The organism is Janthinobacterium svalbardense (genome assembly GCF_002327145.1).
Lineage (GTDB): Bacteria > Pseudomonadota > Gammaproteobacteria > Burkholderiales > Burkholderiaceae_D > Janthinobacterium > Janthinobacterium tructae.
In genome coordinates this window covers 2,550,577-2,574,971 of record NZ_CP023422.1, presented here as the reverse complement: position 1 = coordinate 2,574,971, position 24,395 = coordinate 2,550,577, and the positions used below count along the sequence as shown (strand labels likewise).

The 24,395-nt window shown below is 62.3% G+C and carries 21 protein-coding genes and 4 tRNA genes; 15 read left to right on the top strand and 10 right to left on the bottom strand.

The features are described from left to right. Nucleotides 1–56: 56 nt before the first annotated feature. Nucleotides 57–803 (top strand): DUF72 domain-containing protein, encoded by a 747-nt coding sequence (locus CNX70_RS11550; protein ID WP_096234790.1) that lies wholly within the window; start codon nt 57–59, stop codon nt 801–803. Here the strand turns inward: CNX70_RS11550 and CNX70_RS11545 are convergent. Next, nucleotides 800–3,052 carry an NHL repeat-containing protein gene (locus CNX70_RS11545; RefSeq protein ID WP_157750987.1) on the bottom strand — a complete coding sequence of 751 codons (2,253 nt, stop codon included), beginning with the start codon at nt 3,050–3,052 and terminating at the stop codon, nt 800–802. The two genes, CNX70_RS11550 and CNX70_RS11545, sit on opposite strands and share 4 nt — an antisense overlap. A 226-nt stretch (nt 3,053–3,278) precedes the next feature. Here CNX70_RS11545 and CNX70_RS11540 point away from each other — a divergent pair, with 226 nt between their 5' ends. The 3 genes from CNX70_RS11540 to CNX70_RS11530 are packed head-to-tail and all read left to right on the top strand — an operon-like array spanning nt 3,279 to nt 5,523. Further along, entirely contained in the window at nt 3,279–3,659 is a 381-nt protein-coding gene (locus CNX70_RS11540) for a GntR family transcriptional regulator (RefSeq protein ID WP_096234788.1), read from the top strand. Beyond that, complete coding sequence (locus CNX70_RS11535) at nt 3,656–4,528, top strand: ABC transporter ATP-binding protein (protein ID WP_096234787.1); 873 nt, start codon at nt 3,656–3,658, stop codon at nt 4,526–4,528. The genes CNX70_RS11540 and CNX70_RS11535 overlap by 4 nt, the downstream gene beginning before the upstream one ends. Further along, nucleotides 4,525–5,523 carry a hypothetical protein gene (locus tag CNX70_RS11530; RefSeq protein ID WP_096234786.1) on the top strand — a complete coding sequence of 333 codons (999 nt, stop codon included), beginning with the start codon at nt 4,525–4,527 and terminating at the stop codon, nt 5,521–5,523. Before CNX70_RS11535 ends, CNX70_RS11530 begins: the two co-directional genes overlap by 4 nt. A 58-nt stretch (nt 5,524–5,581) precedes the next feature. On the opposite strand, the gene udk is transcribed toward CNX70_RS11530, so the two are convergent. The 6 genes from udk to rnr form a co-directional block, all read right to left on the bottom strand. Continuing rightward, nucleotides 5,582–6,223, bottom strand: coding sequence for a uridine kinase (udk, locus tag CNX70_RS11525; RefSeq protein WP_071078180.1), 642 nt, complete (start codon nt 6,221–6,223; stop codon nt 5,582–5,584). 59 nt (nt 6,224–6,282) lie between these two features. Then, the gene (locus CNX70_RS11520; RefSeq protein ID WP_096234785.1) at nt 6,283–6,786 is read right to left on the bottom strand and encodes a DUF2199 domain-containing protein; all 504 of its coding nucleotides are present in this window, start codon (nt 6,784–6,786) and stop codon (nt 6,283–6,285) included. Nucleotides 6,787–6,800: 14 nt separating this feature from the next. After that, nucleotides 6,801–7,511 (bottom strand): YceH family protein, encoded by a 711-nt coding sequence (locus CNX70_RS11515; protein WP_096234784.1) that lies wholly within the window; start codon nt 7,509–7,511, stop codon nt 6,801–6,803. Nucleotides 7,512–7,521: 10 nt separating this feature from the next. After that, entirely contained in the window at nt 7,522–8,271 is a 750-nt protein-coding gene (gene cysE / locus CNX70_RS11510; RefSeq protein ID WP_096234783.1) for a serine O-acetyltransferase, read from the bottom strand. A gap of 132 nt (nt 8,272–8,403) precedes the next feature. Further along, nucleotides 8,404–9,147, bottom strand: a complete 744-nt coding sequence (gene rlmB / locus CNX70_RS11505; RefSeq protein ID WP_071078185.1) for a 23S rRNA (guanosine(2251)-2'-O)-methyltransferase RlmB — start codon at nt 9,145–9,147, stop codon at nt 8,404–8,406. Continuing rightward, nucleotides 9,144–11,726, bottom strand: a complete 2,583-nt coding sequence (gene rnr / locus CNX70_RS11500) for a ribonuclease R (RefSeq protein WP_096234782.1) — start codon at nt 11,724–11,726, stop codon at nt 9,144–9,146. The genes rlmB and rnr overlap by 4 nt, the downstream gene beginning before the upstream one ends. Before the next feature lie 386 nt (nt 11,727–12,112). Between rnr and CNX70_RS11495 the strand changes: the two genes are divergently transcribed. From CNX70_RS11495 to CNX70_RS11480, 4 genes are all read left to right on the top strand, one after another. After that, nucleotides 12,113–12,197 (top strand) — tRNA-Leu (locus CNX70_RS11495). A 302-nt stretch (nt 12,198–12,499) separates the two neighbouring features. Further along, nucleotides 12,500–12,584: transfer RNA gene (locus CNX70_RS11490), tRNA-Leu, on the top strand. Nucleotides 12,585–12,653: 69 nt separating this feature from the next. Beyond that, nucleotides 12,654–12,738 (top strand) — tRNA-Leu (locus tag CNX70_RS11485). Between the two features lie 73 nt (nt 12,739–12,811). Next, nucleotides 12,812–12,896, top strand: a tRNA-Leu gene (locus tag CNX70_RS11480). Nucleotides 12,897–12,997: 101 nt separating this feature from the next. Here the strand turns inward: CNX70_RS11480 and CNX70_RS11475 are convergent. After that, the gene (locus CNX70_RS11475; RefSeq protein ID WP_096234781.1) at nt 12,998–13,849 is read right to left on the bottom strand and encodes an NAD(P)H-binding protein; all 852 of its coding nucleotides are present in this window, start codon (nt 13,847–13,849) and stop codon (nt 12,998–13,000) included. A 116-nt stretch (nt 13,850–13,965) separates the two neighbouring features. Between CNX70_RS11475 and CNX70_RS11470 the strand changes: the two genes are divergently transcribed. From CNX70_RS11470 to phaP, 4 genes are all read left to right on the top strand, one after another. Further along, nucleotides 13,966–14,391: a winged helix-turn-helix transcriptional regulator gene (locus CNX70_RS11470; RefSeq protein ID WP_096234780.1), complete on the top strand. Its 426-nt coding sequence runs from the start codon at nt 13,966–13,968 to the stop codon at nt 14,389–14,391. A 103-nt stretch (nt 14,392–14,494) separates the two neighbouring features. Next, nucleotides 14,495–16,747, top strand: coding sequence for an ATP-binding protein (locus tag CNX70_RS11465; protein ID WP_096234779.1), 2,253 nt, complete (start codon nt 14,495–14,497; stop codon nt 16,745–16,747). A 47-nt stretch (nt 16,748–16,794) separates the two neighbouring features. After that, nucleotides 16,795–16,989 (top strand): hypothetical protein, encoded by a 195-nt coding sequence (locus CNX70_RS11460; protein ID WP_071078190.1) that lies wholly within the window; start codon nt 16,795–16,797, stop codon nt 16,987–16,989. A 107-nt stretch (nt 16,990–17,096) separates the two neighbouring features. Next, the gene (phaP, locus tag CNX70_RS11455) at nt 17,097–17,696 is read left to right on the top strand and encodes a TIGR01841 family phasin (protein WP_096234778.1); all 600 of its coding nucleotides are present in this window, start codon (nt 17,097–17,099) and stop codon (nt 17,694–17,696) included. Between the two features lie 155 nt (nt 17,697–17,851). Here phaP and CNX70_RS11450 read toward each other — a convergent pair whose 3' ends face one another. Next, the gene (locus CNX70_RS11450) at nt 17,852–19,081 is read right to left on the bottom strand and encodes an MFS transporter (protein WP_096234777.1); all 1,230 of its coding nucleotides are present in this window, start codon (nt 19,079–19,081) and stop codon (nt 17,852–17,854) included. A 147-nt stretch (nt 19,082–19,228) separates the two neighbouring features. Here CNX70_RS11450 and CNX70_RS11445 point away from each other — a divergent pair, with 147 nt between their 5' ends. The 3 genes from CNX70_RS11445 to CNX70_RS11435 all read left to right on the top strand — a co-directional run bounded on the left by CNX70_RS11445 (nt 19,229) and on the right by CNX70_RS11435 (nt 23,942). Next, nucleotides 19,229–19,933 carry an SMI1/KNR4 family protein gene (locus CNX70_RS11445; protein WP_096234776.1) on the top strand — a complete coding sequence of 235 codons (705 nt, stop codon included), beginning with the start codon at nt 19,229–19,231 and terminating at the stop codon, nt 19,931–19,933. A 95-nt stretch (nt 19,934–20,028) separates the two neighbouring features. Next, the gene (locus CNX70_RS11440; protein ID WP_096234775.1) at nt 20,029–21,681 is read left to right on the top strand and encodes a VRR-NUC domain-containing protein; all 1,653 of its coding nucleotides are present in this window, start codon (nt 20,029–20,031) and stop codon (nt 21,679–21,681) included. Then, nucleotides 21,678–23,942: an ATP-dependent DNA helicase gene (locus tag CNX70_RS11435; RefSeq protein WP_096234774.1), complete on the top strand. Its 2,265-nt coding sequence runs from the start codon at nt 21,678–21,680 to the stop codon at nt 23,940–23,942. The genes CNX70_RS11440 and CNX70_RS11435 overlap by 4 nt, the downstream gene beginning before the upstream one ends. Nucleotides 23,943–23,958: 16 nt before the next feature. Here the strand turns inward: CNX70_RS11435 and CNX70_RS11430 are convergent, their stop codons facing one another. Further along, nucleotides 23,959–24,387 (bottom strand): XRE family transcriptional regulator, encoded by a 429-nt coding sequence (locus CNX70_RS11430; protein WP_096234773.1) that lies wholly within the window; start codon nt 24,385–24,387, stop codon nt 23,959–23,961. Nucleotides 24,388–24,395 lie beyond the last annotated feature (8 nt).

Below are 24,395 nucleotides of genomic sequence, written 5' to 3'. Positions count from 1 at the left end.
GCCGCACGGGTGTTTGTCCGATAGCCGCGCCCGCCTGGCCTTGCTGTAATGGCGCCATGCACACTATTTACATCGGCACGGCTGGCTGGAGTCTTTCCAGCGCCGCCGCCAACCACTTCCCCCTCGATGGCAGCCATCTGCAGCGCTATGCCAGTGTCTTGCCCTGCGTGGAAATCAACAGCTCCTTCTACCGCCCGCACCAACCCGCCACCTACGCGCGCTGGGCCGCCAGCGTGCCCGAGCACTTCCGCTTCAGCGTGAAATTGCCGCGCAGCATCACGCACGAACGGCGTTTGCGCGATGGCGGGGCCGAACTGGATCGCTTTGCGGGGGAAGTATCGGAACTGGGAATAAAACTGGGCTGCGTGCTGGTGCAGTTGCCGCCCAGCCTGCATTTCGAGGCGCACGTGGCCGCCGCATTTTTCCATGCGCTGCGCCAGCGCTTCGACGGCATGCTCGCTTGCGAAGCGCGCCATGCCAGCTGGTTCGCGGCGGACGCCACCGCCATGTTGCAGGAACATGCGATCACGCGCGTGCGCGCCGATCCGCCAGCCGGCCAGCCAGGCCCGCATGTGCCGACCACGGATATCGCCTACCTGCGCCTGCATGGCAGCCCGAGAATCTATTACTCTGACTACCCGCCCGACTATCTGGCAAGCCTGGCTACCGCCCTGCGCGCGCAAGTGCAGCCCGGCAGCTGGTGCATCTTCGACAATACGGCAGCCGGCGCCGCCCTGTTCAATGCGCTGGACCTGCAGGCACGGCTGCAACTGCGTCAGCCGCGCATGAATGCCACGACTTAGGGTAACGGTGTCTGCAGCATTGCCTGCGTCGTGAAGCCAAACAAGGTACCATTACCGTAAGCAAGGATGCCGACGTTCGGATAACCCCACGGCAACACTGGCGTGGAAATGACGCCGGCGGCATCGATCTTGCGCAGCCGGCCCTGACCGCTCATGTACAGATTGTCGCTGGCATCAATGGCCAGGCTGGTGGCACCTGAAAACGGCAAGCCCCCCACCCCGGGCGGCCCATCGCCGCCGCTGCCCTTCTTCAGGGTGCCGGCAAAAACGCTGGCCTTGCCGGCACGGTCCACCTTGAAGACAACTTGATGCACGACATCATCAAAGTACAGATTGCCCTTGCTGTCAAAAACCATGCTGGCCGGAAGCATGTCCTGCCATTCATACTCCGTATCGCCCAGCGAGCGTGCCAAGGCTTCAAATGAGACCAGCGAGGTGAACGCGCCGCCAGGAGAGCGCCGGTGAATGCAATCGAGCCCCCAGCCCTGCCAGAAGACATAGCCATCCTTGTCGACGCCCAGCAGGTATTCCGCTGTGGTAATGCCTGGAATGCTGGGCAACGCTCCGTCGGTGGAAACCACCCCGTCCTTGCCGATCTTGCGCAGATTATACGCAGCGCCAGCAGGGGCCCGGTCGGCAAGATAGACCCCACCCTCCTGGTCGCAGGCGATCGCGACAGGCGCAAGCAAGGTCGCGCTGGCGCGTGGTCCGTCATCGCTGCCCGCGCGGCCGGCAATACCGGCGTAGATGCTGTAACTACCGTCTGGCGTAAGACGGCGCAGCACCTTGTTCGCACGGTCGAGCATGTAGACGTTACCCGCCGGATCGCTGCACATGCGCGCGGCGCTCACGTAACCCAGGCGAGCCGCAGCACCCACACCGTCCTTGGGCCCGATACTGCCCGGCAGAAAGGACAGGGGGGACAATACCTTTGCCGCGCTGACGCTGATCAAGCGATGCATGTTGGCATCGTTGACGATAATGGCGCCCGAACTGTCTTGCAGCAAGGTGCCCAGGTAGGAGAAGCCGGCGGCGGCACCGGCGGCATCCGTCACTGTCCGGCCGATTACCGTGCTCACATCGCCACCCGGGGTCACGCGGCGAATGGCATCGCGGTCGGACAGCAGCAGATTGCCATCGCGGCCGAGCGCCATGCCACGGATGGAAAGGAAGTTGGCGGCCGTGCCCTTGCCATCATTGCCCGTCCGGCCGAATCCTCCTGCCACCAGGACGGCCACGCCCTGCTGCCACCGAAAGAGCCTGCCGCCAAACAACTCCCCCAAGTAGATCGTGCCGCCAGCATCGACAACCACGTCGCCGGCCCGTATCGAAAACCCGTTCACATCCAGCACTTTTTCAGAACTGACCAATCCTCCCGGCGTTACCCGACGGATCATCTGCTGGTCCGGATCGGTCAGCAGGACATCCCCATTGATGTCCATGGCGACGCTGTCGATGCGCCCGAGTTGCGCCTGCGTCCCTTGCCCATCGGCAAAGCTCGGCGCCGTGTTGGACCAGTCGCACGCCGCGCGGTGCTGTCCCGCCACCGTGCTGACCACGCCAGCCGGGGTGATCTTGCGCAGCTGCGCATTGCAACTGTCGGCGAGGTACAGGTTTGCCGCGCGATCGATCACCATGACGGCAACGCCGCCCGCCATGTGGAAAGTGGCGCTGGCAGCGGCGCCATCGTCGGCGCCCGGCTTGCCAGGGATGCCCGCATACACGCTCACGTTGCCGGCCGGCGTGACTTTATGGATGACCTGCAGAACGGCGTCGGCAATGTAATAATTGCCGGCCGTATCCTGCACCATTCCGGAAATACTCTGGATTTTTTCCTGCACGCCGGCCAGCACAACAGGCAGGCAGCGCACGGCGAGCGTGTTGACATCCGCATTGCCCACCGTCGCCGCGCCCTTGACGATGCTGCAGCCGAGGCCTTCGGAGGTACTCTCGATTCTGCCTTCATAGCTGGCGCCCGCCGCCAGCTTGCCAGCGAAATGGAAGGCGCCATTCGCCGTGACGGTCAATTTTTCGGCACCGTTGGCCAGCACCACCTGAGCACCCGGCACCAGGCCGCTGACCGTGCCGCCCACCAGGTAGCGCGGCGCCTCGGCCGTCGGCACGGTGGGCGCGCCAGGCGTGCCACCATCGCCGGAACCGCCGCCACAGGCGCTCAGCGCCGTCAGCAAGGCGCCGCCGCAAGCGGCGCGCCGGAACAACATTTGCAACTCGCCATATCGATTTATCATTTCCGCTTTCATGGTGACTGGCGACGAGTTTCGCCATAAGTTATCAAGTAAAATTCTCAAATCAACAATATTATAGTTGCCTGATGGATATAAATACATCGTTTGTTGACATGTGATTTTTTAGTGTTATAGTTAACTACAACACCAACTCAATACACCATGGAGCCCGGATGCCTACAGCATTTTTCACGCGCCGCCCCGCCCCGCCCTTGTCGGAGCGCATCCCATGAGCGCGGCATGGAACGACAATAGCCCCATCTACCGCCAGCTCAAGGCCAGGGTGGTGGGCATGATGCTCGATGGCGTGCTGCAGTCCGGCGACGCCCTGCCGTCGGTGCGCCAGGTGGCGGCCGATTATCAATTGAATCCCATCACGGTTTCGCGCGCCTATCAGGAACTGGTCGACGAAGCCCTGGTGGAAAAACGCAGAGGACTCGGTATGTATGTCTTGGATGGCGCCCGCGATAAATTGCTGGCAAGTGAACGCGAGCGCTTCATGCGCGAAGAATGGCCGGCGATGCTGGAACGCATCACGCAACTGGGCCTGAACCTCGATCAACTACTGCAAGCGAGCCGCGACAGTGGCGCACAGGGAGAGAGCGCATGAATGCATTGAACAACGATAGCGTCATCAGCGCACGCGGCTTGCGCAAGCAATATGGCAAGCAGGTGGCCATCGATGGCATCAGCTTTGATATCGCGCCAGGGCGCATCGTCGGCTTGATCGGGCCTAACGGCTCCGGCAAGACCACCACCCTGAAAGCCATCCTGGGCCTGACGGGCTTCGAGGGTGAGTTGTCCGTGCTGGGACGCGACCCGCGCGTGCAGCGCGACGCGCTGATGGAGGACGTGTGTTTCATCGCCGATGTGGCCATCCTGCCGGGCTGGCTGCGCGTGCGCGACGCGATCGATTTTGTCGCCGGCGTGCATCCGCGCTTCGACCGCAGCAAGGCCGAGCGCTACCTGGCCCACACCAAGCTGGCGCCGAAGATGCGGGTCAAGAGCATGTCAAAAGGCATGATCGTGCAATTGCACCTGGCGCTGGTGATGGCCATCGACGCCAGGCTGCTGGTCCTCAATGAACCCACCCTGGGCCTGGACATCCTGTACCGCAAACAGTTTTACCAGAACCTGCTGGAAGACTATTTCGACGAAAACAAGACCATCATCATCACCACGCACCAGATCGAAGAAGTCGAGCACATCCTCAGCGACCTGATGTTCATTCGCGACGGCAAGATCGTACTGGCCTCGTCGATGGAAGAAGTGGGCGAACGCTACATTGAAGTGATGGTGGGACCGCAGCACGTGAATCCGGCGCGCGCGCTGCAGCCGATCAGCGAACGCAGCGTATTTGGCAAGTCCGTGATGCTGTTCGATGGCGTCGCCCGCAGCCAGCTGGCCACCCTGGGAGAATTGCACACGCCGAGCCTGGCGGACCTGTTTGTCGCGACCATGAAAGGATCGTACCCATGAGCATCACCCCTGTGAACAAAATGAAATGGCTGATCCGGCGCGAATTGTGGGAGCACAAGGGCATGCTGCTGTGGACGCCCGCCATCATCGGCATCGTCATGACGGCGCTGGCCGCCCTGATGACGGCAGGCGCCGTCGCCAAGCTCAAGATGCGCACGGCGCTGATCATCAACGGCGAAGAGATGTCCTGGAGCGCCGTCTTCAACACCCGGACCTTGAGCCCGCGCCGGACAGAAATCATCGACACCATCGCCAACAACTATACCTACGTGGCCGCGCCGCTGTTCCTGGCCCTGGGCTTCCTGGTATTTTTCTATTGCCTGAGCGCCCTGTATGACGACCGCCGCGACCGCAGCCTGCTGTTCTGGAAATCGCTGCCCGTCTCCGACGCCCAAACGGTGCTGTCGAAGCTGGCCATCGCCATCGTCGTCACGCCGCTGATCGTGGTCGCAGCAGCCTGCCTTACCTCGCTGGCGCTGATCCTGATACTGAGTGGCGTGCTGGCGCTCAACGGCATCTACGTCTTGACGCAACTGCTGGCCGCGCCGGGCTTGTATCTGGGCCCGCTGCGCCTGTTCGGCCTGATTCCCGTCTATGCCCTGTGGGCCTTGCCCACCGTGGGCTGGTTGCTGATGGTATCGAGCTGGGCACGCTCGAAGGTCTTGTTCTGGGCCCTCGGCGTGCCACTGCTGCTGCTGGTCCTGGCCGTCTGGGTCGGCAAGCTGAGCATGACGGAAGCCGATATCGGCTGGATACAAATGAACGTGATCGCGCGCGCCCTGCTGGGCACGATTCCAGGCAGCTGGTACCTCTTCGAGCCGGGACTGCTGCCACACATCAACACCATGGCAGCAGGCTCGCAGATGACGCGCATCGACATCTTCGCCAACTCCTGGTCCAGCGTGGCCATGCCAGCCGCCTGGCTGGGAGCGGCGGCCGGCGCCGCCATGCTCTACGCCGCCATCCGCCTGCGCGGCTGGCGCGAAGAAGGCTGAGCTGGGTGGCGCCCTGCGCGTAGGCCAGCCCGGCATACGCGCAACTGGCCGGCTGGAATCAGGCCCGCGTCAACTGGCCGATCACGCTGGCCACCTTGGCGGTGATCATGTCGACGGCGGGGCCATTCGCGCCATGCGGCAAAATGACATCGGCGTTGCGCTTGGTGGGTTCGATGAATTGCTTGTGCATGGGGCGCACGGTTTCCAGATACTGCTCGATGACGCTTTCCACCGAGCGGCCGCGTTCCGTGATATCGCGTTGCATGCGGCGGATGAAGCGCACGTCGGAGGCGGTATCGACAAAGATCTTCAGCGACATCATGTCGCGCAAGTCTTCGTCATACAAGGCAAACAGGCCTTCGATGACTATCACCGGCGCAGGCTTGACGGGAATGGTCCTGCTGGAGCGGTTGTGCAGCGTGAAGTCGTACTCGGGCATCTCGATCGCTTCGCCATTGCGCAAGGCCTGGATGTGCTGCACCAGCAAAGACCATTCGAACGCCTGCGGATGGTCGTAATTCTGCTGGCGCCGCACTTCAGGGGAGAGATGGGTCTGGTCGCGGTAGTAATCGTCCTGCATCACGACGGAGACCATGTCGGCGCCAAACGACGCCAGAACCTGCTGTGATACGGTGGATTTGCCGCTGCCGCTGCCGCCAGCGACACCAATAACAAACGGTTGGAAGGAAATATTATTCATGCCGAATGATACCGGAAACATGAGCGGACTGACAGGGAGCGGCTGCAAAGCCGGGCCTGTCACGCGCCATGCATCAGCTGCGCATACAGCTCGGCCACCCGCTCGGCCGTGATGCCGTCGCGCTGCTCCACCGCCAGCGGGTGATCGGTCGGCTCCAGCTCGATGGCCGGACGTATGCCATCGTCGCGCAGGTGGACGCGGGTTTTCAGGTTCAACGTGGCCGGATACACGGGCAGCTGCGTGCTGAGCCAGCCGAAGAAGGGGCCGATGTGCGCGCGCTGCGCGTCGTTGAAGCACGCGTCCCAGGCGTCGAAGCTCTCGCCGCTGAGCGACACCCACACGCCCCAGCTGAATGGCTCGTCCGAGCCATGCACGGGGATGTCGATGGTGGCGCGCACGAAGCAGTGCGCTTCGTCGACGATGCAGGCGTCGCTGTCGAGCTGGCAGCGCGCTTCGCGCTCGGCGGGCGCCATCTGTTCGTACAGCCACGGCGCATCGGCGCCGAAGCTGGGCATGCCCGTGTGGGTCTCGCCGCAGGAGCGGCACAGGAAGGAAAAAGTCACGCGTGAAGGGCGCCTTATTCGAACTGCTTGCGGAACGCTTCGAACTGCGCCGCCAGGCCATCGAAGTCGCTGCGCAATTGCAGCACTTCCTGTTCCAGCTGGGCCACCCTGCTGCCCTGCTGCGGCGCGCTGACGGCGCCGGCGAAACCGGCCGCCGTCTCGATCTGCGCCAGTGCTTCTTCGCCGCCCAGCAAGTGGCCGTAGCGCGGCTCCTTGGCGCCGGGAGCGACCGCCAGCTTGGCCACCAGCGGCGGGTATTTGTCGATCAGGAACTGCAAGCCAGCTTCCACTTCCGCCACGGACTTGAATTCATGCACGCGGCCACTGCGGCTGCGGATCTCGCCCGCCGTCTGCAAGCCGCGCAGCATCAAGATCGTCAGGATGGCCAGTTTATCTTGCTCCAGCGACCACTTGATGCGCATGCGGTGTTCATACTTGGCGACCCTGGCACCGGCCTGCGTGATGCCGTTGACGAATTTGCGCTGCATCAGGCGCTGCAGCACGTCGTACACGGTTTCCTCGGACAGGGCCATGACGGGGTCGCGGCTCGAGAGCTGGTTGCAGCCGTTCGTCAGCGCGTTGAGCGAGAGCGGATAGCTGTCCGGCGTCAGCGCTTCCTTTTCGGCCAGCACGGCCAGCACGCGGATCTCGAAGGGGTCGAGCAGATTCGGATTGTCACTGCCCTTTTCTGCTGCGTTTTCAGCTATGTTTACGTCTGTAGTCATGCCTGTATCCTTAATCAACCAGCTTGTTCATTTGCTCAGAATCAAATTTATCACACTCAGGCACAGCCTGGCAGCAGATGCCCGCCGCCTTCAGGGTGACGAGGATGGTTTCGATGCGCTGTTCCTGCGCCACGGCATGCGTGATCAAGCCCTGCAGGGCTTTCGACAGCGGATCGTCGCCGTTCGGCGTCACGCCATACGCGGCGAACAGGTGCGCCGTGCTGCCCTCGCGCAAGGCGCTGACATCCTTCTGCACGATGTGCGCGGGGTTGCCCACGGCCGTGGCGCCGGACGGCACGGGTTTGAGCAGCACCGCGTTCGAGCCCACCTTGGCGTACTCGCCCACGGTAAAACTGCCCAGCACCTGGGCGCCGGCGCCGACGATGACGCCGCGCTCCAGGGTCGGATGGCGCTTGGCGCCGCTGTGCAGCGAGGTGCCGCCCAAGGTCACGCCCTGGTAGATGGTGCAGTCGTCGCCGACGACGGCCGTCTCGCCGATCACCACGCCAAAGCCATGGTCGATGAAGACGCGCCGGCCGATGACGGCGCCCGGATGGATCTCGATGCCCGTGATGATGCGCGCGATATAGGAAATGAAGCGCCCCACCCACTTCATGTGCCGCGTCCAGCACCAGTGCGCCCAACCGTGCATGACGATGGCGTGCAAGCCAGGATAACAGGTCAGCACCTCCCATCCATTGCGGGCGGCGGGGTCACGTTCAATGATGCTGTTGATATCTTCGCGCAGGTGGTGGAACATAATAAAAATGAATGAGTTGGAACGCAAATGGTAGCGTATTCGGCGGCGTGCTGCCGGAGAGGCAGATAAACAACCGCCGCCTCAAGGGCGGCGGCTGATTTTTGGAAGCGCTACAAAACGGTCAGGACGTTTTTATGCTTCCAGCGCGATGCGCTGGCGGCGGGCTTCGTAGAGACACACGCCGGAGGCGACCGACACGTTCAGACTCTCGACGGAGCCGAACATCGGGATGCTGACGAGGATGTCGCAGGTGTCGCGCGTCAAACGGCGCATGCCTTCGCCTTCGGAACCCATGACCAGGGCCGTCGGGCCCGTGAAATCGGCTTCGTACAAGCCTTTTTCGCCATCGTCGGTGGTGCCGATCAGCCAGATGCCACGCTCTTTCAATTCACGCATGGTGCGCGCCAGATTCGTCACGGTAATGTACGGGACGGTTTCGGCGGCGCCGCTGGCGACCTTGGCGGCCGTGGTATTGAGGCCCACAGCGCGGTCCTTCGGCACGATGACGGCATGTGCGCCGACGCCGTCGGCTACGCGCAGACAGGCGCCCAAGTTGTGCGGGTCGGTGATGCCGTCGAGGATCAACAGCAGTGGCGGGCCATCGATGGCGTCCAGCAGCTCATCGAGATTGCGCGCCAGCGACAGCTGCGAGGCAAAGGCGATCACGCCCTGGTGGCGGCGCGTGCCGACGATTTTATCGAGACGCGACGAATCGACGGGCATGACGCGCACGTTGGCAGCCTTGGCGGCGGCGATCATGTCTTTCATGCGGCCATCGACGCGGCTGGCATCGACGAAAATTTCTTCCACGGACGACGCTTCGTGACGCAGGCGCGAGGTGACGGCGTGGAAGCCGAAAATCATTTTATTCTTCATGTGTTATCGCTTCTTTTAACGCTTGCTTTTGCTTGTTTTTGATACAGTTTTTGCTGCACGTGGTGCCGCTGCGGCAGGGGCCGCAGCAGGTTTCTTGCTGCGCTTGGGCACGGCGGCCTTGGGGGCTGCCACCTTGGGGCTTCCTTCTGGACGGCCTTGGCTGCAGGCTTGGCTTGCGCCTTGGCGCCGTTGGAACGGCCGCCGGAACCATTGCCGGGTTTGCCACCGTTGTTGACGCTGGCTTTGATCTCATGGCGCTGCTCGGTCGCTGGACCGGGCTTGAGCATGGATTTCTTTTCGCCCTTGCGCTTGCCGCCGCCGTTCGGCTTGGCCGGCGCTTCTTCGCCCGCCAGTTCCGCATCGGTCACCAGGCGCAGGTCGATCTTGCGTGTTTCCAGGTCGACTCTTGCCACTTGCACCGTCAGACGGTCGGTCAGCTGGTAGCGCTTGCCCGTACGTTCGCCGCGCAATTCATGGCGCGCATCGTCGTACTGGAAGTAGTCGGTGCCCAGCTCGGTGACATGCACCAGGCCTTCGACAAACAGGGTGTCGAGTTGCACGAACACGCCGAAGGTAGTCACGCCGGTGATGGTGCCGGTGAATTCCTCGCCCAATTTGTCCTGCATGAAGTAGCACTTCAGCCAGGCTTCCACGTCGCGCGACGCTTCGTCGGCGCGGCGCTCGTTGGCCGAGCAATGCACGCCCAGCGCGTCCCAAATCGTCAGGTCCGTCTTCTTCGGCTTGCCGTCGGCCTTGTCCTTGGCTTGCTGCTTGCGCGTGGCGTTCGACACGTTGGTGTTCAACACGACTTTATCGGACAGCTTCGGCTCGTATTTCTTGCCTTGCAAAATAGCCTTGATGGCGCGGTGCGTCAGCAGGTCGGGATAGCGGCGGATCGGGCTGGTGAAGTGGGCATATGCCTGGTACGCCAGGCCGAAGTGACCGATATTGTCCGGGCTGTAGACGGCTTGCTGCATCGAGCGCAGCAGCATCGTTTGCAGCAGGGCCGCGTCGGGACGCAGTTTGATCTGCTGCATCAAGGTCTGGTAATCGGATGCCGATGGCGTGTCGCCGCCCGTCAGGTTCAGGCCCACCTGCTTGAGGAAGGTGCGCACTTGCGTGAGCTTTTCCTTGGTCGGACTGGCGTGGATGCGGTAAGTGCCCGGATGCTTATTGCGCAGCAACAAATCGGCCGCGCAGACGTTGGCCGCCAGCATGCACTCTTCGATGATCTTGTGCGCTTCGTTGCGCGTGCGGGGAATGATCTTTTCGATCTTGCCCGCGCTATTGCAGACGATATACGTTTCCGTCGTCTCGAAATCGATGGCGCCCCGCTCCGTGCGTGCTTTCAGCAAGGCGCGGTAGACGGCTTCCAGATTCTGCAGGTGCGGCAGGATGTCCGCGCGGCGTGCCGCTTCGGGTCCCTTGGTGTTGCCCAGCACGGCAGCGACTTCGTCATACGTAAGGCGCGCGGCCGAATGGATCACGGCCGGGTAGAACTGGTACGCCTTCAACTCGCCCTTGTCGCTGACGACGGCGTCGCAGACGAGGGTCAGACGGTCGACGGCCGGGTTCAGCGAACACAGGCCATTCGAGAGTTTTTCCGGCAGCATCGGGATCACGCGGCGCGGGAAGTAGACGGACGTGCTGCGCTCCAGCGCGTCGATATCGAGCGCGTCGTTCGGCTTCACGTAATGGCTGACGTCGGCAATCGCCACGATCAGGCGGAAGCAGTTGGCGCGGCCGATTTTGACGGGTTCGCAATATACGGCATCGTCGAAATCGCGCGCGTCCTCGCCATCGATGGTCACCAATGGCACGTCGCGCAGGTCGACACGCTCTTTCAGGTCGGCGTCGCGCACTTCGAACGGCAGTTTTTCCGCCTGTTTCAGGGCGGCGGCGGAGAAGATGTGCGGCACGTTGAATTTACGTACGGCGATCTCGATTTCCATGCCGGGGTCATCCAGGGCGCCCAGCACTTCGACGATCTTGCCGACCGGCTGCTTGAAGCGCATCGGTTGCTCGGTCAGCTCGACGCTGACGATCTGGCCAGCTTTCGCCTTGCCCACCGAACCGGTGACTAAAATGTCCTGGCCGATGCGCTGGTCTTCCGGCGCCACGACCCAGGTGCCGTTTTCCTGGATCAGACGGCCGATGACGTGGCTATTGGCGCGGTAAGTGACTTCGACGATCGTGCCTTCCGGGCGGCCGCGGCGGTCCGTGCCGACGATGCGGGCCATGACCTTGTCGCCATGCAGTACTTTCTGCATTTCTTTCTCAGGCAGGAACAGGTCGGCGCTGGCGTCGTCGGGAATGACGAAGCCGAAGCCATCGCGGTGGCTGGTGACGCGACCGGCGACAAGCGCGCTCTGGTCGGCCAGGCTGAAAACACCGCTGGCGTCAGACTTGAGCTGGCCGTCGCGCTCCATCGCCTTCAGGCGACGGACCAGGACATCCATGGAATCGGCATGCACTTGCAGCGTTTTCCCCAGAGACTGCGGGTCGAGAGGCGCGTTGACGCTGCGGAATATGCCGAGAATGTCCTCCCGGCTGGGGATGGTGTGGGTATTTTGGCTCAAAAGTATTTCTATAGTTGTTATTGACAGTGATCAAACGGAAGACAAAGACCGATGACATCACCGTCAATATTGACACGGTGATGTGCGGTAGTGTACCGGAGGACGCCTTGGTTTGCCTAACGGACAGCGTGTCGGAAACAGTACAAGACGACCTCCGGTGAAAAAAAGGAGAAAAGCTGCGCAATGCATTTGACTTCGGCAAATATTGCTCTATAATCCTTGTCTCTTGCAGCGACAAACCTTCACAGGAATGCCTTGCAGGAAAGCGGTACAGGGTTGATGTGCAGTATGGAGCGAAAGCTCATCTGGCGCAAAACTCTTCAAGTCGCTATAATAGCAGAATTGCTGTAAAGTTATTTTGCAACAAGTAATACAGCAGCATCAGTGCCCACGTGGCGGAATTGGTAGACGCGCATGGTTCAGGTCCATGTGCCTTCGGGTGTAGGGGTTCGAGTCCCTTCGTGGGCACCATTACCTAATTCGCAAAAAGGCCGCAAACTTTCACGAGTTTGCGGCCTTTTTCATTTCCGCAGCGAAAAGCCCTCCCCTCCCGGCAAGCAAGTCGCCAGACATGGCCGCAGACAGAAACCTGCAAGAAAACGCTGAAAAAATAGGCAGATTCAGCCTTTTTCCATAGGGAGCAGCCGTTTTCAGGCGAAAAAACATGTTTCTTGAAGAAAAGTGCAAAATGTTGATTGACCGAATGCGCGCCAGCCCTTATGATTTTGTCCTCGCTGCAGAACACGCAGCGACAAGCAGCAAGCAGTAACAATGCCCACGTGGCGGAATTGGTAGACGCGCATGGTTCAGGTCCATGTGCCTTCGGGTGTAGGGGTTCGAGTCCCTTCGTGGGCACCACCAGCAACAAGTTGTTGATTGTTGTGATCCGCAGTACAGTAGCAAGTTAGTAGTAACAAGCAGCACAATGCCCACGTGGCGGAATTGGTAGACGCGCATGGTTCAGGTCCATGTGCCTTCGGGTGTAGGGGTTCGAGTCCCTTCGTGGGCACCACCAGCAACGAGCTGTTTTCGTTGTAGTCCGCAGTACAGTAGTGAGATATAGTAATAGTAGTAGCAGCATCAGTGCCCACGTGGCGGAATTGGTAGACGCGCATGGTTCAGGTCCATGTGCCTTCGGGTGTAGGGGTTCGAGTCCCTTCGTGGGCACCATTACCTAATTCGCAAAAAAGCCGCAAACTTTCACGAGTTTGCGGCTTTTTTCATTCCGGAATGCCGCGCAGTCTTCCCGACCTGCGGCACCCTCGCCCCCTTTATTTGGCCAGCGCCGCCTGCACGGCATCATCCAGGCGCGTCGTCGGACGGCCAATCAGCGCGCTCAATTGCTTGCCATTGTCTTCCAGGCCACCCCTGGCCGCGCCCGCATCGGAATCGGCCAGCAGGCCGGCAAAGCCTTCCGGCACGCCCACGCTCACCAGCGCCGCCTGGAAGACCGCCTGCGGCAAATCGTTATACACAATCGCCTTGCCCGACTGGCGCGCCACTTCGGCCGCATACTCGGCCAGGGTAAAGCCCTGGTCGCCAGCGAGTTCATAGATGGCTTGCGGTTTGTCGGCCGTCAGCACGGCGGCAGCGGCGGCAGCGTAATCAGCGCGCGCGGCGGACGAAAAACGCCCGTTTTGCGCCGCGCCCAGCAGCACACCATGCTCGAGCACGGGCGCCAGGTGTTCCGTATGGTTTTCCAGGTACCAGCCGTTGCGCAGAAAAGTGTACGGCAGGCCGGACGCGCGGATGGCCGCTTCCGTGATCACGTGCTCGGCAGCCAGGCCCAGCGGCGATGTATCGGCGCGCAACACGCTGGTGTAGGCCAGCAGGGCCACGCTGGCCCGCTTGGCCGCATCGATGACGTTCTGGTGCTGCTGCGCGCGCTGGCCCACTTCGCTCGACGAGATCAGCAAAATCTTCGTTGCACCTTTGAACGCCGCATCGAGGCTGGCGCCATCGTTGTAGTCAGCCTGGCGCACTTGCACGCCTAGTGCCACCAGGTTGGCGGCCTTGGCCGGATTGCGCACGGCGGCGATGATGCTGGCTGCGGGGACGGATGTGAGCAGGCTGGCGATGACGTGCTGGCCCAGCTTGCCTGTGGCGCCGGTGATGACAATCATGATTTCTCCTTGGTACGTGGGTGGTAAAACCCTATAATAGGAGCATTACTTACTTATTGTAAGTACGTACCTTTTGGTAAGTATGAATTAAAACGACAATGTTAAGGCCAACTATCATGTCCACAGACACCCCCGGCGCCAGCCTGCGCGCCGCCCTCTCCCGGCAAAACCAGGGAGCGCAACTGCTGGCGGCCACCTGCCCGTCGCGCGCCGTGCTCAGCCACCTGACCAGCCGCTGGGCCGTGCTGGTACTGGTATTGCTGCTGAGCGGCACGCGGCGCTTCAGCGAACTGCGCCGCGAAGTGGGCGGGGTCAGCGAAAAAATGCTGGCGCAAACCCTGGAAGCGCTGGCAGGCGACGGCTTCGTGCTGCGCCAGGCCTATCTGGTGATACCGCCCAAGGTGGAATACAGCCTCACGCCGCTGGGACGCGAAGCGGCCGAACGCCTGGCCGTGCTGGTCGACTGGATCGAAGATAATTTCCCGCGCATCGAACAGGCGCGCGCCGAACTCGCGCTGCCGTACGCACAAAACGCAGCGTAACAGGGCGCACAAACGCATTGCTTTTGGCCATCAAGAATTATCGTTTACTCCTCCTTGCCTTGATGTAATACTAGCCTCACACTACGCGTAAGGACGCGACACCATGAATCAGTTGATTTCTTCCATCGCCGACCGGGCCAAGGTGCTACTGGTGAGCAATTCGCCGAACGATGTGCGCGAACTGCTGTATGTGCTGGACCGGCATAACCTGGGCACGGGACTGGCGGGCGATATCGACGAAGGCGTGGAACTGGCGGCCGGCGGCACGGACCTGATCCTGCTCGACGCGGCCTTGGCCGGCACGAATATCGGCGCCACCTGCATGCGCCTGCGCAATGCGGGCGGACGCCATGGCGTGCCCCTGCTGCTGATGTCGGCCACCCCCAGCGCCGAAGAACAGGGCCGCAGCGTGGGCGCCGGTGCTTCCGACTACATCAAGATGCCCTTCAATGCGCGCGACGTGGCGGAAAAAATCCTCATGGAACTGGCGCTGCACAAGGCCGAGGCGTCCGCCGCCCGCCCTTCGGCCGCCCTTGCCACGCCGCTGCGGCCCCTGCATCCGCAAACGCTGGAAGTCAATTACCACTCCATCCTGGCCGGCTCGCCCGACGCCGTGCTGCTGTTCGACATCGACAACCGCCTGCTGATCGACGCCAACCACCTGGCCGAAGAATTGTTCGGCATGCCGCTGGCCGAGCTGCTGCAAGGCGGTATGGAACCGCTGTTCCCCAAGCATCAGGAGGATGGCCACGCCTCGCCGCAACTGCTGGAAGAAAAGATCCGCGATACCTTGCAAGGCAAGATCGTCGTCTTCCGAGCCAGCTGCTGCCACCGCGACAGCCACCCGATCGCCTGCGAAATCCGGCTGATGCGCCTGTCCGTGCCGGGCCGCCAGCTGGTGCATGCGCGCATCATCGACTTGACCGAACGCAACCTCGCCGAAGCGATGCGCGCGGGCCAGAGCGCCTTGCTGGAAATGGTCGCCAAGGGCGCGCCCCTGATCCCCACCCTGAACCAGTTGCTGCTGCTGATCGAAGGCCAGTCGCGCGGCGTGCTGTGCTCCATCATGCTGCTCGACGACGACGGCATCCACATGCACAGCGCGGCCGGCCCCAGCCTGCCGCCCGAATACATGGCCCTGCTCGAAGGCGTGGCCATCGGCCCCGGCGTGGGATCTTGCGGCACGGCCATGTTCCTGCGCGAACCGGTGGTGGTCAGCGACATCATGCGCGATCCGCTGTGGGCGCCCTACCGCGAGCTGGCCGCACCGTTCGGCTTGCGCGCCTGCTGGTCGCGCCCCATCTTCGGCCAGGATGGCAGCGTGCTCGGCTCTTTCGCCATGTATTACCGCGAAGTGCGCCAGCCCGATGCGCGCGACCTGGACCTGATCGACACGGCAAGCGACCTGGCCGGCATCGCCATCAGCCGCATGCGCCATGAACGCGAGCTGCAGCGCCACCGCGCCCACCTGGAAGAGCTGGTGGCCGTACGCACGGCGGCCCTGACGCAGGCCAAGGAACAATCGGAGCAAACCAACCTGGAATTGGCCGCGGCACTGGAAAACCTGTCCATCACGCAAGCAGAACTGGTACGCCGCGACAAGCTGGCCGCGCTCGGTGCGCTGGTGGCCGGCATCGCGCATGAACTCAATACGCCGATCGGCAACGGCCTGGTGGTGGCCACCACCATGGCCGAGCGCACGCGCGAAATCCAGGCCAGCTTCCTCGATGGCTTGCGCCGCTCCGAACTGGGCGCCTACCTGACCCAGGCCAGCGAGGCCGACGCCATCATGCTGCGCAACCTGCAGCGCGCTGCCGACCTGGTCTCGAGCTTCAAGCAGATCGCCGTCGACCGCGCCAGCTCGCAGCGCCGCCACTTCCTGCTGCGCCAGTTCGTCGCCGAACTGATGCTGCCCATGTACACGCCCCTCAAGGCCGCCGGCCTGAGCCTGACGCAAGACGTGCCGGACGGCCTGGCCATGGACAGCTATCCCGGTCCGCTGGGCCAGGTGCTGAGCAACCTGCTGGAAAACTGCCTGCGGCATGCGTTCGAGGGCCGCAGCGGCGGCAATATCGCCATCACCGCACGCGGCAGCGACGACGGGCAGACGATCACCCTGTCCATCAGCGACACGGGCGTGGGTATCGCCGCCGACGACCTGGCACATGTCTACGACCCCTTCTTCACGACCAAGCTCGGTTCCGGTGGTTCGGGCCTGGGCCTGCATGTGGCGCACAACATCGTCACGGGTGTGCTGGGCGGCCATATCGACGCCATCAGCAGCACCGGCGCCGACAGCGGCACCACCTTCACCCTGCAACTGCCCGCCGCCGCGCCGCAATCGCCCGCCCCCTGAATGGCAGGCACGCTACAATGCCCGCAGGCTTTTCTTTCGGAGCACCCATGAAATACCTGATCGCCACGGCCCTGCTGGCCGCTTGCGCCTGCGCAATGGCCGGACCGGCGCCCTGGTACCAGTGGCGCAGCAAGGTCGACGGCACCCTGTCGTGCGCCCAATCGACCTTGGGATTTGGCTGGGAACTGGCCTCTGGCCCCTACAAAGATAGCCGTTGCGAAAAACCGGCGCTTGTTAAATAATGGGGGCATGACCACACGGGGCACCGGCTTGAGATCAAGCGATGGCATTGCGGCGTCGAAAGAGTATGGAACGATAAGAACGTATCTATTCAAACCGAGGAGACCACATGTTTACGAATCCCGAACAATTCGCATCGGCCACCAAGGCCCTGTTTGAATTCCAGCTGATGACCTTCAACACCCTCACCTCCAAGGCCGTGCAAGGCGTGGAACAGGTGCTGGCGCTGAACATGGCCACCGCCAAGTCCGGCATCGAGGATGGCCTTGCCGCAGGCAAGGAAATCAGCCAGGCCAAGGATCCGAAGGCTGCCATGGCCGCCGCCGCTGCCCAGCTGCAACCGGGCGTGGCCGGCGCGAAAGCGTATAAACAGCAACTCGACGACATCATCAAGGAAATCCACACGGAATTCACCACGGCCGCCGAAGCCCACGTGGCCGAAGCGAAAAGCAACTTGAGCGCCCTGATCTATGACGTCACGAAAAACGTGCCGCCAGGCTCGGAAAACGCCGTGGCCATCGTCAAGGCCGCCATCGACAATGCCTTCCTCGGCTACGAACAAGTCACCAAGGCCACCAAGCAAGCCGTGAAAACCGTGGAAGATCAAATTGCCAAGGCCAGCGCGCAAGTGGCTCAGGCCACGGCGGGCGTACAAGCTGCGGCTGAAAAGGCGGCGCCAGCGGCCAAGCCGAAGGCGGCTAAAAAGTAACAAAACCCAGGAGCAGATACCGGGGTCGTACCCTGCAGGGTACGACCCCGGCTTTTTGCAGGGTTCACCTCACCGGCTTGATCCGGTACACGCACCGCCCCGCCCTCCAGCAGATATTCTTCCCCCTCCAATACCCGCTGAAAGATGTCCGGCGCCTAGCCGAATAAATCCTCGCATGCCTTGGCGCCCACGGCGCCGTCCAGCTGCCGGCGCCAGGCTACCATGCGCCACGCGGCCCAGGCGGCGGACACGGCGCCCGCGACGAGGATCAGCCGCGTGTCGATCAGGGTCAGCACGGAGCCGCTCAGGGCGACGACGATGTTGGCGATACAAAAGGTGGTGGCCAGTAAACCCATCACGGCGCCCTGCCCGTGCGCGCTGAAGCGCTCGGCGCACCAGCCCTGGATCACCGTGTTGTACAGCGCATTCGGTATGCCGAACAGCACGATGGCGGCGATGCCCACCCAGATGTTGCCCAGCGCCAGGATCCCTACGGCCAGCGCCACGCCGCACGCATACCAGCTGGCGCGCAGCAGCGGCGCGTGGCGGCTGGGCCCGCCCGCCAGCAAGGAGGTGATGGTCATCGTGCCGCACAGGCCCACATTCACCCAGGCAATCTCCTGCGCATGGTAAGCGGCCGTCTCGACCAGCCACAGCGGATAGAACTCATAAAAACTGGCCACGCCGCAGGTGAACGCCAGTTGCACGATGAACAGGGTGCGCAGCTCGTCATGGCGCAGCAGGTTCAGCGAATGACGGTCGCGCGCCACTTGCCACCACGACGTCGTCAATAGCGACGGCGTTTCGCGCGGCAAGCCGGCCGCCACCAGCACGGCGACGAGCATCAGGGCGGCGGCGGCGATCCAGAACGGTACCGTCACGCCCCAATGCAGGGTCGCGCCCGCCAGGATCGGGCCCACCAGCCAGCCCAGGTAAAAGGCGCCGTTCAGCCACGACATGGCGCGCAGGCGTAACGGCCCCGTCAACTGGTCGGCCAGCATGGCACGCGCCACCGCACCGTTTCCCTCCAGCAAACCCGTGATGAAACGGGCGACAATAAACAGCGGGTAGGACTGGATCACCAGCGCCCAGGCCGTAATCGCGTGGCCGATGGCGGCGCCCACGGCCGTGCGCATCAGCAAGGGGCGGCGGCCATAGCGGTCGGACAAGGGGCCCAGCAAGGCCGAGCCGATCAGCAAGCCCAGCGGGTTGATGGTCAGCGCCAGGCCGAACAGCAATTTGGACGGCAAGCCGAGAAAGTTATTGAAGGCATTCGGCGCCTCGGCCGCGAACAGCGGTGGCAGGATGGGGTATGGCAGCGAGGCGCCGATGGTCGACAGCAGCGCCAGCAGACAGGCGGCGGAAATCAGGATGATGTTTTTCATGCAGGCTCGATGGATAGTGTCTGGCAAGACTACGTGCCCATGCCACATTAGTAAACTAAATGTCTATTAATTACATCCCGCATGACTGCCGTGCACGCCGTCGCCTCGGCTATCATTGCTGCATGAATCACGTTGAACAGGACAAACATGACACTGTCAGAAATGGAACAGCAACACGGCTTTACTTACCCTTCGCTGTACCGCCAGTTGGAGCGCGACGGCATGCTGGCCGTGGGCGAATATGGCCCCGACTGGTACAAGCTGGTCTATCCCACATTAAAGGATAAACCCACCCTGCTGCTGCATGCCGATGATTTCGAATTGCTCAGTATCGAGGCCGTTGCCGAAGCAGCCGACACCTTGCGCGACGCGGACGATTACCGGCAGATCGACCCCGCCTTCCGCTTCATCCCCTTCGCGCAAACGGGCGCGGGCGACCACTACTGCTTTTTCGCGTCAGGCCAGCACGATGGTGAGCTGCCCATCGTGCTGCTGTGGCATGACCAGAATGAAGCCCAATACCTGGCGAAAAACCTGCAAGACTTCCTGTTTCACATGTTGTTGAACAGCATGGCCGACCAGGATATGCACAACGAGGTCAGCGATGAGGCATTCAGGGAGCAACTGGCAAAAACCCTGGGCACGCATGCGCGCTACCTGAAGCCGGAACAGGCGCAGGTCCTGTCCGCACTGCTGGCCAGGGACATCATTGATTACGAGGTCGTGCTGCCAAAAGGAAGAAAAGAGGCGCACCGGGGCTTGCTGACCGATATAGAACTGGCCAGTCTGCGCGAGGAATTCATTCCTTACGAAAAGTTCGACAGCTGTTTTGCCTACAGCACGGCTGGCTGAACATAATTCGCTGGGCAAGCGGCGGCGGAAGGTTTAAACTGTATATAAACACAGTAAAAAGCCATCGCCTTGCCACTTGCCCTATTACCATCCCCATGCTGAGAGTCCTGGAAAATCCCCTGTACTATCTGGACAATTTCCAGGACGTGCTGAACTGGATAGGCGCGCGTTACGCCGACCTGCTGAGCGCTGAAGAAATGCAGTTCATCGGCGTATTCGGCGCCCTCCCGCAGCCGTCGCGCGCGCTGTTCGTGCGCCTGGTCATGCGCAAGGGCTGCCTGTTTCGCGCCAGTAAGCTCAATTACCCGGAAATCGGCGACACGCGCGCTGCCGCTCTGCCCTTGCTGGACACGGGCTGGGTCGAGGCCGATCCAGCCATCTCGCTCGATGAGCTGTTCGAGCAACTGCTGAAAGGGGAAATCGCCCAGGCCTTCGGCCTCGCCGCGCCCCTGAAGGCGGCGCGCAAGGCCGAGCAACTGGAAGCCTTGCGCGAGCAGCATGCGGAGAATAAAGCGTTTTCCGCGTGGCATCCGGCCTCCGGCGACGTGCTGTACCGCATCGGCCTGCAAGCGCTGTGCGACCGCCTGCGCCTGATTTACTTTGGCAACTATCACCAAGACTGGTCGGAATTCGTGCTGTCCGACCTCGGCGTGTACCAATACGAAAAGGTGGAATTCTCGCCGCAATCGCGCGGCTTTCGCACGCGCCAGGATATCGAGCACTACGAAGTGCTGCACCAGTGCCGCGAACGCTACAACGACAGCGCGCCGGCAGACCAGGTGCTGCAGGAGCTGGCCGCGCTCCCCTTGCCCGAGGACAATACCTGGCTGGCCAGCCGGCGCGACAAGCTGCGCTTCCAGATCGCCCAGCACCTGGAGAAATGCCAGGACTGGCCCGCCGCCTATCGCGCCTACGCCGATTGCCGCTATCCGGGCGCGCGCGGCCGCGCCATCCGCGTGCTGGAAAAAGATGAGCAGCCGCAAGCGGCCTACGAACGCCTGATGATCGCGCTGGCCGCGCCGGAAAGCGAAGCGGAACAGCAATTGCTGCTGCGCATGGCACCCCGTTTGCGGCGCAAGCTGGGCCATGCGAAACAGGCGGCCAACGCGGCGGCCAGCGTGGAGCGCATCGACCTGCTGCTGCCGTATCCTGAACAAGCGTGCTACGTGGAAGGGGTGGTGCAGCAGCACCTGATGCAGGACGACGCACCCGTGTATTACGTGGAAAACACCCTGATCAACTCGCTGTTCGGACTGCTGTGCTGGCCCGCCATCTTCAAGGCCATGCCGGGCGCCTTTTTCCACCCGTTCCACCGTGGCCCGGCCGACTTGCACAGCGCCGATTTTTACCAGCGCCGCAGCCTGGACTTCGCCGCCTGCCTGGCGCAGCTGGACGACGGCACCTATCCAGCGACGATACGCGCCACGCTTGCCGCCAAGCACGGCATCGTCTCGCCCTTCGTCAGCTGGGACGTGCTCAAGGATGGCTTGCTGGACCTGGCGCTGGCCTGCATCCCGGCCAAGCATCTGAAGAAGGCGTTCGAGCGCATCTTGCTCGACATCAAAAGCAATCGCAGCGGCTTTCCCGACCTGATCCAGTTCTGGCCGGCCGAGCAGCGCTATCGCATGATCGAAGTCAAGGGTCCGGGCGACCGCCTGCAAGACAACCAGCTGCGCTGGATCGCGTATTGCGCCGAGCACGCCATGCCCGTCAGCGTGTGCTACCTGCAATGGCAGGTGGCCACATGAACGCCAGCAGGTACACGATCGCCGTGCGCGCCCTGTGCGAATTCACGGCCAAGGTGGGCGACCTGGACTTGCGCTTCACCCCCTCGCCCACGGCGCAGGAAGGCATGGCCGGCCACACCACCGTCACGAGCCGGCGCGACGACGATTACCAGCGCGAAATCAGTCTTTCCGGCGACTTCGGTCCCCTGCATGTACGGGGGCGCGCCGATGGCTACGACCCGGCGCGGCGCCAGCTGGAAGAAATCAAGACCTACCGCGGCGAGCTCGGCGCCATGCCTGCCAACCACCGCCAGCTGCACTGGGCGCAGGCGCGCATCTATGGCCATTTGCTGTGCCGGCAGGTGAACTTGCCCATGCTGCGCGTGGCGCTCGTGTATTTCGACATCGTCAGCCAGAAAGAAACCGTCATGCACGAGGAATGCACGGCCGAGGCGCTGCGTCTGTTCTTCGAGCAGCATTGCGCGCTGTTCCTCGATTGGGCCGAGCAGGAAATGGCGCACCGCGCCAGCCGCGACGCGCAGCTCACCAGCATGGCCTTTCCCCATGCGGACTTTCGTCCGGGCCAGCGCCAGCTGGCAGAAGCCATGTACAAGGCCAGCAGCCGTGGCTGCGGCTTGCTGGCGCAGGCGCCCACGGGCATCGGCAAGACGGTGGGCAGCCTGTTTCCCATGTTGAAAGCGACGGCCGCGCATGGCCTCGATAAACTGTTTTTCCTGGCCGCCAAGGTGCCGGGCCGGCAAATGGCGCTCGACGCCTGCGCCATCCTCAAGGATAGCGCGCCGCTGCTGCCCCTGCGCGTGCTGGAACTGAGCGCCAAGAGCAGCGCCTGCGAACATCCGGACAAAGCCTGTCACGGCGAATCGTGTCCGCTGGCCAAGGGTTTTTATGACCGCTTGCCGCTGGCGCGCGAAGTGGCACTGGCCAGCGGTTTAATTCTGGACAAGGAAGCCGTGCGCGCCATCGCCTTGCAGCAGGGTATCTGCCCCTACTATCTGGGCATGGAATTGGCGCGCTGGAGCGATGTCGTCATCGGCGACTACAATTATTACTTCGACCTCAGCGCCATGCTGTACGGCATGACCCTGGCCCACGACTGGAAAGTCAACGTGCTGGTCGACGAAGCGCACAATATGGTGTCGCGCGCGCGCAGCATGTATTCGGCCGAACTGGCGCAAATCGACCTGAAGATGCTGCGCAAGTTCGCGCCCGAAGTCCTGAAAAAGCCGCTGGACCGCCTCGCGCGCCAGTGGACGGCCTTGCTGAAGGAACAGGATGGCGACTATCACGTGCATCCCGCCTTGCCCGATAAATTCTTTGGCGCCCTGCAAGGCGTGGCCACGGCCATCGGCGACTACCTGGCCGAGCATGCGGCAGCGCTGGATGAAGACTTGCAGCGCTTTTATTTCGATGTGCTGCTGATCAACCGCCTGGCAGAGAGCTTTGGCGCGCATTCGCTGTTCGATGTCAGCAAGACTGACACGGGTACCACCGTCTGCATCCGCAACATCGTCCCTGCCCCGTTCCTGAAGGAACGCTTCGCGGCCAGCCACTGCACGGCCCTGTTTTCCGCCACCCTGAGTCCGTGGAATTACTACAGCGACACCCTGGGCATGCCGGCCGACACGGCCTGGGTCGACGTGGAATCGCCGTTCCAGGCGCAGCAATTGTCCGTGCGCGTGGCCGACAGCATTTCCACGCGCTACCAGCACCGCGCCGCGTCCTTGCTGCCCATCGCCCAGCTGATGGCGCGCCAGTACGCAGAAACGCCGGGCAACTACCTGGCCTTCTTCAGCAGCTTCGACTATATGGAAAAGACGGCCACCCTGTTCGCCCAGCACTATCCCGACGTGCCCATCTGGCAGCAGCCGCGCCGCATGGATGACGCTGCCCGCGCGCAATTTTTGGGCCGCTTCGGCCTGGAGACGCGCGGCATCGGCTTTGCCGTGCTGGGCGGCGCGTTTGGCGAAGGCATCGACTTGCCCGGCGCGCGCCTGATCGGCGCCTTCATTGCCACCCTGGGTTTGCCGCAGATCAACCCCGTCAACGAGCAGATCCGCCAGCGCATGGGCGACCTCTTCGGCGCAGGCTACGACTACACCTATCTGTATCCGGGCATGCAAAAAGTGGTGCAGGCGGCCGGCAGGGTCATCCGCACCCAGTCGGACAAGGGCGTCGTGTACCTGATCGACGACCGTTTTTCGCGCCCGGAAATCCGCCAGCTCTTGCCCACCTGGTGGGATGTGCAGCTGGCTGGCGGATAGCACGCAGGTAATCTCTTCAGGTGTTGCCAGCCCGCTTGCGCGACACGCCGGTTTTCCGCTTTCCTGGGGGCGTTGCAGGGGCAGCAAGCGCACTGTCATGGACATCGGCATCAACTTCTTGGCTACGCAGAAAATTCTGAAGCTCGATACGAACGCCGTTTTGCGCAACGACTGACAATTCCAATGTCATATCCAGCGATTGCAGGAAACGGCGCAAGGTCGAGACATAGGTATCAGTACGCTTTTCCAGCTGGGAAACAGCATGCTGTTGAATCCCGAGTTCCTTGGCGACCTCCGCCTGGGTCTTGCCCACTGCTTTGCGGAAATCCGTCAGCGTGGCAGCGTGCGCTATCATTTCCTGCATTTTTTCCTGTGACAGAACCGCAATTTTTGCCTGCCGCTTGGCTGGCAAACTGTGGATCACGTCGTTCAGATTTCTTCCCATCGCAAACT

Bases quoted from the DNA above. Each gene is read 5' to 3' on its own strand.
- CNX70_RS11550 (WP_096234790.1), top strand. From the start codon at position 57: ATGCACACTATTTACATCGGCACGGCTGGCTGGAGTCTTTCCAGCGCC.
- CNX70_RS11430 (WP_096234773.1), bottom strand. From the start codon at position 24,387: ATGGGAAGAAATCTGAACGACGTGATCCACAGTTTGCCAGCCAAGCGG.
- CNX70_RS11535 (WP_096234787.1), top strand. From the start codon at position 3,656: ATGAATGCATTGAACAACGATAGCGTCATCAGCGCACGCGGCTTGCGC.
- CNX70_RS11540 (WP_096234788.1), top strand. From the start codon at position 3,279: ATGAGCGCGGCATGGAACGACAATAGCCCCATCTACCGCCAGCTCAAG.
- CNX70_RS11460 (WP_071078190.1), top strand. From the start codon at position 16,795: ATGAAATACCTGATCGCCACGGCCCTGCTGGCCGCTTGCGCCTGCGCA.
- CNX70_RS11445 (WP_096234776.1), top strand. From the start codon at position 19,229: ATGACACTGTCAGAAATGGAACAGCAACACGGCTTTACTTACCCTTCG.
- CNX70_RS11475 (WP_096234781.1), bottom strand. From the start codon at position 13,849: ATGATTGTCATCACCGGCGCCACAGGCAAGCTGGGCCAGCACGTCATC.
- CNX70_RS11450 (WP_096234777.1), bottom strand. From the start codon at position 19,081: ATGAAAAACATCATCCTGATTTCCGCCGCCTGTCTGCTGGCGCTGCTG.
- cysE (WP_096234783.1), bottom strand. From the start codon at position 8,271: ATGTTCCACCACCTGCGCGAAGATATCAACAGCATCATTGAACGTGAC.
- CNX70_RS11530 (WP_096234786.1), top strand. From the start codon at position 4,525: ATGAGCATCACCCCTGTGAACAAAATGAAATGGCTGATCCGGCGCGAA.
- CNX70_RS11470 (WP_096234780.1), top strand. From the start codon at position 13,966: ATGTCCACAGACACCCCCGGCGCCAGCCTGCGCGCCGCCCTCTCCCGG.
- CNX70_RS11440 (WP_096234775.1), top strand. From the start codon at position 20,029: ATGCTGAGAGTCCTGGAAAATCCCCTGTACTATCTGGACAATTTCCAG.
- CNX70_RS11545 (WP_157750987.1), bottom strand. From the start codon at position 3,052: ATGATAAATCGATATGGCGAGTTGCAAATGTTGTTCCGGCGCGCCGCT.
- phaP (WP_096234778.1), top strand. From the start codon at position 17,097: ATGTTTACGAATCCCGAACAATTCGCATCGGCCACCAAGGCCCTGTTT.
- rlmB (WP_071078185.1), bottom strand. From the start codon at position 9,147: ATGAAGAATAAAATGATTTTCGGCTTCCACGCCGTCACCTCGCGCCTG.
- CNX70_RS11515 (WP_096234784.1), bottom strand. From the start codon at position 7,511: ATGACTACAGACGTAAACATAGCTGAAAACGCAGCAGAAAAGGGCAGT.
- udk (WP_071078180.1), bottom strand. From the start codon at position 6,223: ATGAATAATATTTCCTTCCAACCGTTTGTTATTGGTGTCGCTGGCGGC.
- CNX70_RS11435 (WP_096234774.1), top strand. From the start codon at position 21,678: ATGAACGCCAGCAGGTACACGATCGCCGTGCGCGCCCTGTGCGAATTC.
- CNX70_RS11465 (WP_096234779.1), top strand. From the start codon at position 14,495: ATGAATCAGTTGATTTCTTCCATCGCCGACCGGGCCAAGGTGCTACTG.